Here is a 9,704-nt window from a genome sequence, read left to right as displayed (position 1 = left end):
CAAGGGTGGGACTTTCACCCACATCCTGAGGATAGTTAGGATTTTTGAGGTTAGACCTCACGAATCCCCCTAATCATACCCCTTTCTATTACGAAAGGCTCCTATTAGGAACGAGCCGCACTACTACTGACGGAATGCCCTACCGCCAAATTTAATACATTGATCGCCGCATTCACATCCCTATCTGCTGTGTATCCACAATGAGGACAAGAATGAATGCGGTCTTTAAGTTTTTTTGGTACCTTTTTCCCACAATTTGAACAGTTTTGGCTAGTATTTCGAGGATTCACTGCAACTGTAAGTAACCCAGCATTTTCGGCTTTGGTTGACAGTATAGACAGGAATTGACCCCAGCCAGCGTCTAGTACAGACTTGGCCATTTTAGTCTTAGCCAAACCCTTAATATTTAACTTCTCATGAGCAACTAGGTCGTGATTGTCTAGTAAGTTTTTCGCTGTTTTGAAGTGAAAATATTTTCTAGTATCGGCAACTTTTTTATGAGCTTTCCCTAGTTTAATAACAGCCTTTTTTCTGTTGTTGCTACCTTTTTTGGATCTGCTAACGGCTTTTTGAATCTTCTTTAGTCGTTTTTGAGCTTTCCGATAGTATTGAGGAATTGGCACCTCAGAGCCATCCGACTTAACCAGAAAGGACTTAAGACCCATATCTATCCCAACAGGACTAGAGGCGCTATCTACTGGGATAATATTTGGAACAGAATCATCCTGAATAGATAGTGTGACGTAGTACCCGTCAGCTTTTCGGGTTATGGTAGCCGTTTTGACTTTAAACCCTTCGGGGATAGGCCGATGGTAAATCATTTTGACCTTCCCAAATTTAGGAAGAGTCAAAATACTCCCAGTTATCGGGTTCTTAGAAAGAGCGGGGAAAGTAAACGATTTGTATCTATTTTTACTTTTAAATCTTGGCCTGCCACTTTTCTTTCCGTTACTGTCTCCTTTCAGGAAACGTTTAAAGGCTAAGTCTACCCGTTTAACGCAATCTTGCAAAACTTGAGACTGAACTGCCCCGTACCAAGGTCTATCCTTTTTTAGTTGAGGTAAAGTCTTTTTCTGAGAAAAGTAATCAGGATTATTTCTTAGTTCTGGCAAGTGACACACCAAAGGACAGGAGTTTATAGAACAACGATTTTGCTCATACCAGCTAAACCGATCAGCCAATAAGTAGTTATATTGATGACGGAGCATATCCAACCATCTTTCTACTTCCGCTTCTTGTGGCTTTGTTAATCTTAACCGGTACTGATAAGCTGACCTCATTGTTGCTATCTCCTATTTTTCGACCTACTATAAAGGTAATAAATGTTATAACATTTGTCAATTCAAAAATAAAATATCAACAATTTGTAATCAGAATGAATAATTTTGAAAAACACCAGTTAAAACAGGAAGCCGACCGAAGGGGGATGACTTCATCTGAGTTGCTAAGAAGTTTAATAGCTCGTTTCCCTGAGCCAAAAAATACCTAGTCGGCAATTCCGTTTCACTTCATTGCCCCGCTATCATCCTAGGGACGAAACCTTAGAATAGTGGAGCCTTAATCAATAAGTTTTAACTCTTTTATGCATAGCCTGCCAACCATAAAGGCTCCACTATTCTTACGGTAACTTCAAGACGCTCACCTTATCAGGTAGAGCGCGGGGCTTCTCGCGGACTAGCTAATAATACGGTATTACAACTGGAATTGAATTTATAACTCAATAATTTGATATGATCAAGCCGATTGATAGGTTGGTTTGAAGGACAAAGCCCAACAAGACCCCAGCCATCCCTAGCCGTGTTAACAGGGTGACAATGGGCAGGTCGAAGCTGGAGATTATTATAGGGATTCCCAGTTATGCTCCCAGTTACCGCCTTTTTACTCCCCTTGAAAAATTGGTCACCAGTGGCTACTGTAGCATTAATCCTGTCACCTCAGCACTAGGGCAGAGGGACTTTCACCCTCACGGTTATTCAGTTACAAGGCGCAAGTCCTTGCAATTTTTCCCTAAGTCATAATAGCCTAATTTAGGATGAACGAATCGTACACACCTGGCTGCACCTGAAGCTTGGTATTTCAAGGCGTCCGGGCACATTTCTCAAACTTGTCCACCCAGGTAAACCCCATCGTTAGACGGAATGGCAGCGTAAGCATTCAGCACTCAGCCGTCAGCCGTCAGCCGTCAGCCTTGTGGCACAGGCTTTGGCCTTGGCCGTTGGCCACGCTACGCGAATGGCCACGCTGTGCGAACGATGCTGGGAGGTAACTCAGCATTATTCCAATGCTTACCGGTTTTATTCAAAAGCTGTTCGCTTAGCGTGCGAGGAGTAGCGCATTAGCTGATACGCGACACGCTGATAGCTGAATACTTACATGGCAGCAGATTTCCAAGCTGACAAAAGAGCGCCGCTAAATATTTGGCGTTTTGGTATATAATACAGAAATAAAACCTAATTTTCTGGAAAATTGTGTGTTTAAAGCTTAATGTATAACCTTAATGATTTTTTAAAATATGCTAATGTTTCACAGCGCCCAATCCTAGAAATTGCCTTGGAAGCTTTGAGGCTCCGATTCTCCTCCCCTTATCTCGATCTATCCGAGTATCTAGATTTTAAACTATACCTTAATGACCTTACTTTATCCGAAAAGGCAGCCTTTTGTGGACATCGCATGCAATCTACTCTTATAGAGATACTAGTCGATGAATACTCTAAATTTATGAGTATTGACAAGGTAACAATGTACTTATTGTTTCGTGCTAGTGGTTTTCCAACACCCGAGATTCATGCAATTTATCGGTCTCGTCGCCCAAGTGTTTTACTAAATATTGCTACACCACAAGACCTTGAAGACTACCTTAGAAAGCCAGGATCATTACCGATTTACTTTAAGCGGTCTTCAGGTTCCTATGGTCACGGTAATACCTTGGCTGATCACTTAAATGGCGACATGCTCCACCTTGGTACGGGTTCTTCAGAACCACTCAGGGATTTTTGTTGCTCCCTTGATGACGGAGGAACCCTGGGATGGATTTTGCAGGAACCTCTCACTGCTCATTCTGAAATTGCTGAGATTTCTGGTACAGAGAAAATTTCGAGCATCAGAATACACACTATTTTATTGGACTCTGGCCCGCAAATAATGAAAGCAATCTTTAAAGTAAATGTGGGCAATTTAGACTGTGACAATTTTCTGAATGGTACAAGTGGAAATCTGTTGGCGGCTGTAGATATCAAAACGGGTAAAATCTTCCGTATTATCTCTGGTACTGGCCTGGATCAAATTGAAAATCCTTTACATCCGAAAACTGGCAGGAATCTACTTGGATTTCAGATCCCCTACTGGAACAAGGTAGTCGAACTTGTAATCGAAGCACATCTGGCCTTTCCAGGCTATCTTTGTCCTTCTTGGGATGTTGCTATTTGTGAGACTGGACCAACAATACTTGAGCTTGGCTACTTTGGTGATGCTAACGTTTCTCAGCATGCCTATCGGCGTGGATTTATGGATCCAGAATTCATGAATTTTCTCCAGATTTGGAAAATTAATAAAATGCTCTACATGACACCAAAAAGAAGACGAAAACTCCTAGCTTCATCTGGGGCATCATCAATTAAGGGACATGTAGGCATAAAAAGATATCATTGGCAATGGTAATTAATAACAAATTTTCAGGTTAAAAAAAATCAACTAAACTAATACAATAAAATGAAAATTCTATCTCCAAAAGCGTCATTTGATGAGTATTATACCCTTTATTATCCTAAGCGTTATGTTCCTGCCTTGCTCAAAGAAAAAAATTATTACTTACCATTTTATGCTATGGAGCTTCTCGGAACCTATCTGAGACAGATGAACTCTCCAAAAATTTTGGAAACAGTCTTTCTTGGAAGTGGGCATGGCTTAGAGGTTACAGCATTAAAATAACGAATCGCACCCTAAACTATGCATCGCATCGCCGCAACTCCAGGAGGATGGAACCCTGAAGCTGAAGGGGTTATCTTCATCGAACAAACCCCAGCACCAATTATTTTCCTGACTGCTGCTGACACCGATATCCAAACCCTAGCCGCATCGGTATCCCAACTTCCCCCAGATTTCCCAGCTATCCGAGTCGCTAATCTGTTGCAGTTGCAGCAACAACTAACCATTGATACCTATGCTGAGGATATCTTGGGCAAAGCACGGATTATCATTATCAGATTATTGGGGGGACGCTCGTACTGGTCTTATGGCTTAGAAGTGGTGAAAGAAACAGTAGAACAAACTGGCGCTACATTATTTGTTTTACCAGGGGATGACCGACCAGATCCGACGTTAACTAGTCACTCCACAGAAACTATTCCGATAGTGAATCAATTATGGCGCTACTTTACAGAAGGCGGTGTTGAGAATTTCACTAACGCTCTGAAATTTGTAGCAGATGTATGCCTAGACCAAACTAATAATCCACCACCACCAAAACCTGTGCCTCGGGTTGGGGTTTATCCATGGAAATCGGAGATAACTGCAGAAGCTACTGGCAATGTTACAGGAAATTTCGCCCCCCTAGCCCCCCAGCGAGCAATCCCTCGCTGGGGGGAAATGAAGTTAAAGTCCCCCAGAATTGGGGGATTTAGGGGGCTTGCAGCTAAAGGTAGTGAGGTAAATTCATCTGAAAACGGCTGTAAAGCCAATCTTAAAGTAGGTATCCTGTTCTACCGTGCCCATTACTTAGCGGGAAATACAGCACCGATTGATGGGTTATGTCAGGCTTTGGTAGAACGGGGGTTGGAACCGGTGCCAGTATTTGTCTCTTCTCTACGGGATCTAGAGGTACAACGGGAATTGTTAGGCTATTTCCAAAATCCCGATAGCTCTAGTAGTGCGATTGAGCTTTGCTCACGCTACGCGATCGCAGTGTTGCTGAATACGACAAGTTTCTCGGTAGCTAAGTTGGATGCTGAGGTACATCAGTTGGAGTTGTGGGAAGGGCTGGATGTACCTGTGTTGCAGGTTATTTTAAGTAGTGGCACGGTGGAACAGTGGGAGTCTGGGTTTCAGGGATTGATGCCTAGGGATACTGCTATGAATGTGGCGTTGCCGGAAGTGGATGGGCGAATTATTAGCCGTGCGATTTCCTTTAAGTCGGCGCAACGGTGGAATCCTGCTCTGGAAACGGATGTGGTGGTTTATGAGCCGGTATGCGATCGCATTCAGTTCGTAGCAGATTTAGCCATGAATTGGCTACGGTTAGGGCAAACCCTACCGAATCAGAGAAAAGTTGCTCTGATTTTAGCTAATTATCCTAATCGAGATGGCAGGCTGGCCAATGGCGTAGGATTAGATACCCCGGCCAGTTGTGTAGAGATTTTAAAAGGGTTACGGGATGCTGGGTATTGGGTTGAGAAGATTCCGGAAAGTGGCGATGAGTTGATTGAGTGGTTAACCGCTGGGGTGACCAATGATCCGGAAGGATGGCAGTTACGTTTGGTACGACAAGAGTTGAGTTGGCAGGAGTATTGGGACTATTTTCAAGAGTTACCGATAGCGGTTCAAAAAGGAATCCGTGAGCGTTGGGGAGAGTTTGATCTTAACGGTAATGACAACAAAGATGGCCAGGGAGAGATAACAGAGATTTCAGCATTTCCCATTTCAGGGATTCAGTTGGGAAATGTGTTTGTAGGGATTCAACCCTCTCGGGGTTATGATATTGACCCAGCTTTGAATTATCATGCTCCCGATTTGGAACCAACTGATGGGTATTTGGCATTTTATTATTGGTTGCGGAAGTGTTTTGGTGCCCAAGCGATTGTTCATGTGGGCAAGCATGGGAATTTAGAGTGGTTACCGGGTAAGAGTGTGGCCTTGTCAGAGTGCTGTTATCCAGAAGTCGCCTTAGCAGCCATGCCTCATTTGTATCCATTTATTGTTAATGATCCCGGAGAGGGAGCTCAAGCAAAGCGTCGCGCTCAAGGGGTGATTATTGATCATTTAACCCCTCCCATGACTCGTGCTGAACTTTATGGTCCTCTGCAACAGTTGGAGGGATTGGTTGATGAGTATTATGAAGCGCAGAGTTTGGATTTGTCTCGGTTACCAATTATTCGCGTCCGCATTGTTAAACTTATCCTTGATGAGCACTTGCACGAAGATTTGGGGATTGCAGTAGATGACATCGAAGCTGGAGAATCGGAAATTACTAATCAAATTGATGCTTATCTTTGTGAATTGAAAGAAGCTCAGATTCGAGATGGTTTACATGTGTTTAGTCAATGTCCCCAAGGACGTCAATTGCAGGATTTAATAGTAGCAATTGCTCGTCATCCAGGAAAGAATCGCATCGGCTTAACTCGTGCTTTGGCTCAGGATTTAGGTTGGGATTTTGACCCCCTAACGGAAGAGTTTTCAGTGGTTAAGGATATCGCAAGAAGTAGTATAGATTCGATATCAAAATTAATGACAAGGGAAGAGGCAACAGAGGAATGCTATACTGGGAAATATACTGTTGGTGATTTGGTTGAAGTATTGGAAGAAGAAGCATCTGAATTAGTAGAACAAATCATCACTAATTCCCCAATAGCGATTACTGATTACCGATTACCGATTAGTAAAACAACAAAACAAGAATTAGATTGGATACGCGATCGCCTGTTACCAGCACTGCAACAAACTAATCAAGAACTCACCCAATTGTTAAGGGGATTAGATGGGAGATATGTACCCAGTGGGCCATCTGGTGCGCCGACTAGAGGACGACCGGACGTTCTGCCCACAGGTCGCAATTTTTACTCTGTTGATATCCGTGCCATACCCACAGAAACAGCGTGGGATGTGGGCAGAAAGGCAGCTGAAGTGCTAGTGGAGCGCTATACCCAGGAAAATGGTGAGTATCCCAAAACCCTAGGGATTTCCGTATGGGGCACATCTACCATGCGTACCGGGGGAGATGATATTTCCGAAGCCCTGGCGTTGTTGGGAGTGCGACCGATTTGGGATGGGTCCTCACGGCGGGTGGTAGACTTTGAAATATTGCCAGTGTCTGTGTTACAACGTCCCCGGGTGGATGTGACCCTGCGCATTTCTGGCTTCTTTAGAGATAGTTTCCCCAATTTAATCGACCTATTTCACAATGCAGTAGTTGCTGTGGCAAGCCTGGATGAATCACCATCAGACAATCCTCTAGCAGCCCAGGTGAAACAGGAAACAGACTCTTGGTTACAGGTAGGGTTGAGTCAGTCCCAAGCCCAAATGCGATCGCACTACCGCATCTTTGGCTCAAAACCAGGAGCCTATGGTGCCGGGTTACAAGGTTTGATTGAATCTCAAAACTGGCAAGATGAGCAGGATTTAGCTCGCGCTTACATTAACTGGAGTAGTTACGCCTACAGCTCATCTTCCCCCAAAGGAGCCCCAGAAGCCTTTGAGCAGCGTCTCAAACAGATGCAAATTGTATTACACAATCAGGATAATCGGGAACATGATTTACTTGATTCAGATGATTATTACCAGTTTCAGGGGGGGTTAACCGTAGCGGTGCGGGGGTTGACTGGCAAAAATCCTCAAACCTACTTTGGGGATAATTCTATCCCTGAAAAGCCCAAAGTTCGACAGCTAAAGGAAGAGATTGCCCGAGTGTACCGTTCTCGTGTCGTGAATCCTAAGTGGATTGAGGGAGTGATGCGCCATGGTTACAAAGGAGCATTTGAAATGGCAGCAACAGTAGATTATTTGTTTGCCTATGATGCTACCGCTAATTGTGTGGCAGACCATATGTATCAAGGAGTAGCTCAAGGGTATTTATTTGACCCAGATGTCCAAGAGTTTGTCCAACAAAAGAATCCATGGGCATTGCGAGATATGGCAGAACGGTTACTGGAAGCCAATCAGCGGGGATTGTGGCAGTCAGTTGAACCAGATACTTTAGAAAAATTGAGAGCGATCGCATTAGAAGCAGAAGCAGTGATTGAAGGGGAAAATTTTGGCATTGTATAGCTCCGGAAGTCTAGTTAGATGCTTAGTAAGCATTCAGCCGTGAGCCAAAGCTCACCCTACTTGAGGTGCGGTCAGCCGTCAGCTTATTTTATTCAAAGGTGCGCTTGCGCGTAGCCCATTAGCTGATAGCTGATAGCTGATAGCTGATTGCTGATAGCTGATAGCTGATTGCTGATAGCTGATTGCTGATTGCTGATAGCTGATTGCTGATAGCTGATAGCTGATTGCTTACGACGCTTACATCTATTTAACATAAAATTGTTTTAACTTAGAAGCTACGTCTTCTGGATTTGTCCGATCAGGAAACACTAAAATAGCCTTAATTTTATTATTAGCCACTATTTCTGGCAAGCGATGGAATTGTTGATCAGTAATAGCAATTCCATCATAGGTTTCGGCATAATCTACTTCTTTGGTAAAATTTTTATCATTATAAGCTTGAATAAAAACTCGATCTACATTCCATTTTGGCCAGTCGGCAGCAAAATATTTTTTAGCCCAATAAGGATTATGATGACAAAGATCAAAACTAACCTTTGGGTTAGCTTGTTTCATAGCACCGATCATTTCTTGTGAAAAAGTGGTTAGCTTCTTAGTGCGATTTACTTTCCCTGGTAACTCGGCATGGTAACCCAGATAATCGTCCCATTGGACTGCATCAATTTTAGGATATTTTTGGACAAATTCCACTAAAATATCTCTAAAGAAATTAGCAACTTCAGGAATTTCTACATCCAGAATATAATGCTCGATTCCTGGATAGGTGCGGTCAACGCCAGGTACAACCCATTTGCGTTCAATAGCTAAATCAAAAATCGGGCTATTTTTATCTATTTTGATACCTTTTTCAAAGTAAGCATGAACTTCCATGCCGTGTTTGTGTGCTTCATCAATTAGCCAAGTTAACCAGCGGTCGCGAAACTGATTGGGACAACTTTTATAACCGAAAGTTTTTTGCATCACTTCACTAGTGTACATAGGACAAATATTACCCCATACACCATGAATAATCGTATTAATTCCTTGAGAGTGATAATGACGAACTTGTTTTCTAATTTTCTCTTCACTAGCATTATTAGTTACGTTATAACGACTTATATAAATTCCTCTGATTGCTTTTTTCTCCAAAGGAGTTTGAGTTGTTGGTGATGCTGGCTGATGATTAGGTTTAACAATTGGTGTTTTTAATTTTTGAGCTGTTTGAGGTTTTTGAGGTTTTTGAGCTGTTATTGGTGTTGGTGAAGGTGGCTGATGATTAGGTTTAACAATTGGCGAATTTGGGAAGGAAGGTGCAGTGGTTACAGAAGGCTTAGTAGGAGCCGAAGGTTGTGGTTCGGCTGGTGTCGAATTTAAACCAGGAATAGCTATTGGTAGATTTTGAGGAATAGCTATGGGGAGATTTTGAGGTAATTTGCTAATAATAGCGAAACCTCCTTGATGGTTCAACCACCAATAACCACCGCCTAAAACCAGTAAGATTACAGAAATGGGAATATTTGCGCATCCACATCCACTGTTTTCCTTTGACTTTTTATTAGACATGGTGAAATTCTTGCCTAGCAAGAGTTTGGGACATTAGTTTAAGTTAGTTTAAGCGGCTGAAGCAAAAAATCGTAAGCATTCAGCCGTCAGCCGTCAGCCGTCAGCCGTTGGCCACAGGCCCAAAGCTGATACGCGACACGCTGATAGCACCTCAAGTAGCGTGGCACAGGCTTTGGCCTTGGCCGTTG

At 43.1% G+C, this 9,704-nt stretch carries 7 protein-coding genes; 4 read left to right on the top strand and 3 right to left on the bottom strand.

The window, feature by feature from the left end; translation table 11 throughout:
* Positions 1–104 precede the first annotated feature (104 nt).
* Complete coding sequence (locus F6K64_RS12580; RefSeq protein ID WP_009149317.1) at positions 105–1,280, bottom strand: RNA-guided endonuclease InsQ/TnpB family protein; 1,176 nt, start codon at positions 1,278–1,280, stop codon at positions 105–107.
* An 824-nt stretch (positions 1,281–2,104) separates the two neighbouring features.
* Between F6K64_RS12580 and F6K64_RS12575 the strand changes: the two genes are divergently transcribed.
* The 4 genes from F6K64_RS12575 (at position 2,105) to cobN (ending at position 7,974) form a co-directional block, all read left to right on the top strand.
* Complete coding sequence (locus F6K64_RS12575) at positions 2,105–2,266, top strand: hypothetical protein (RefSeq protein ID WP_154659885.1); 162 nt, start codon at positions 2,105–2,107, stop codon at positions 2,264–2,266.
* Positions 2,267–2,484: 218 nt separating this feature from the next.
* Positions 2,485–3,657, top strand: a complete 1,173-nt coding sequence (locus tag F6K64_RS12570) for a sugar-transfer associated ATP-grasp domain-containing protein (RefSeq protein ID WP_009149314.1) — start codon at positions 2,485–2,487, stop codon at positions 3,655–3,657.
* A gap of 51 nt (positions 3,658–3,708) precedes the next feature.
* Positions 3,709–3,927 carry a hypothetical protein gene (locus tag F6K64_RS12565; protein WP_009149312.1) on the top strand — a complete coding sequence of 73 codons (219 nt, stop codon included), beginning with the start codon at positions 3,709–3,711 and terminating at the stop codon, positions 3,925–3,927.
* A gap of 18 nt (positions 3,928–3,945) precedes the next feature.
* Positions 3,946–7,974 (top strand): cobaltochelatase subunit CobN, encoded by a 4,029-nt coding sequence (gene cobN, locus F6K64_RS12560; RefSeq protein ID WP_009149311.1) that lies wholly within the window; start codon positions 3,946–3,948, stop codon positions 7,972–7,974.
* Between the two features lie 92 nt (positions 7,975–8,066).
* On the opposite strand, the gene F6K64_RS12555 is transcribed toward cobN, so the two are convergent.
* Positions 8,067–8,228 carry a hypothetical protein gene (locus F6K64_RS12555; RefSeq protein WP_009149309.1) on the bottom strand — a complete coding sequence of 54 codons (162 nt, stop codon included), beginning with the start codon at positions 8,226–8,228 and terminating at the stop codon, positions 8,067–8,069.
* Positions 8,218–9,516 carry a family 10 glycosylhydrolase gene (locus tag F6K64_RS12550; RefSeq protein ID WP_009149307.1) on the bottom strand — a complete coding sequence of 433 codons (1,299 nt, stop codon included), beginning with the start codon at positions 9,514–9,516 and terminating at the stop codon, positions 8,218–8,220. Before F6K64_RS12550 ends, F6K64_RS12555 begins: the two co-directional genes overlap by 11 nt.
* Between the last annotated feature and the right edge of the window lie 188 nt (positions 9,517–9,704).

The sequence above is a fragment of the Moorena sp. SIO3A2 genome, from assembly GCF_010672265.1.
Classification (GTDB): Bacteria; Cyanobacteriota; Cyanobacteriia; order Cyanobacteriales; family Coleofasciculaceae; genus Moorena; species Moorena producens.
This window is presented reverse-complemented; position numbering and strand designations above follow the sequence as displayed.

Coding starts and splice junctions, on each gene's coding strand:
- F6K64_RS12580 (WP_009149317.1), bottom strand. CDS start 1,280: ATGAGGTCAGCTTATCAGTACCGGTTAAGATTAACAAAGCCACAAGAA.
- F6K64_RS12570 (WP_009149314.1), top strand. CDS start 2,485: ATGTATAACCTTAATGATTTTTTAAAATATGCTAATGTTTCACAGCGC.
- F6K64_RS12565 (WP_009149312.1), top strand. CDS start 3,709: ATGAAAATTCTATCTCCAAAAGCGTCATTTGATGAGTATTATACCCTT.
- cobN (WP_009149311.1), top strand. CDS start 3,946: ATGCATCGCATCGCCGCAACTCCAGGAGGATGGAACCCTGAAGCTGAA.
- F6K64_RS12555 (WP_009149309.1), bottom strand. CDS start 8,228: ATGTTAAATAGATGTAAGCGTCGTAAGCAATCAGCTATCAGCTATCAG.
- F6K64_RS12550 (WP_009149307.1), bottom strand. CDS start 9,516: ATGTCTAATAAAAAGTCAAAGGAAAACAGTGGATGTGGATGCGCAAAT.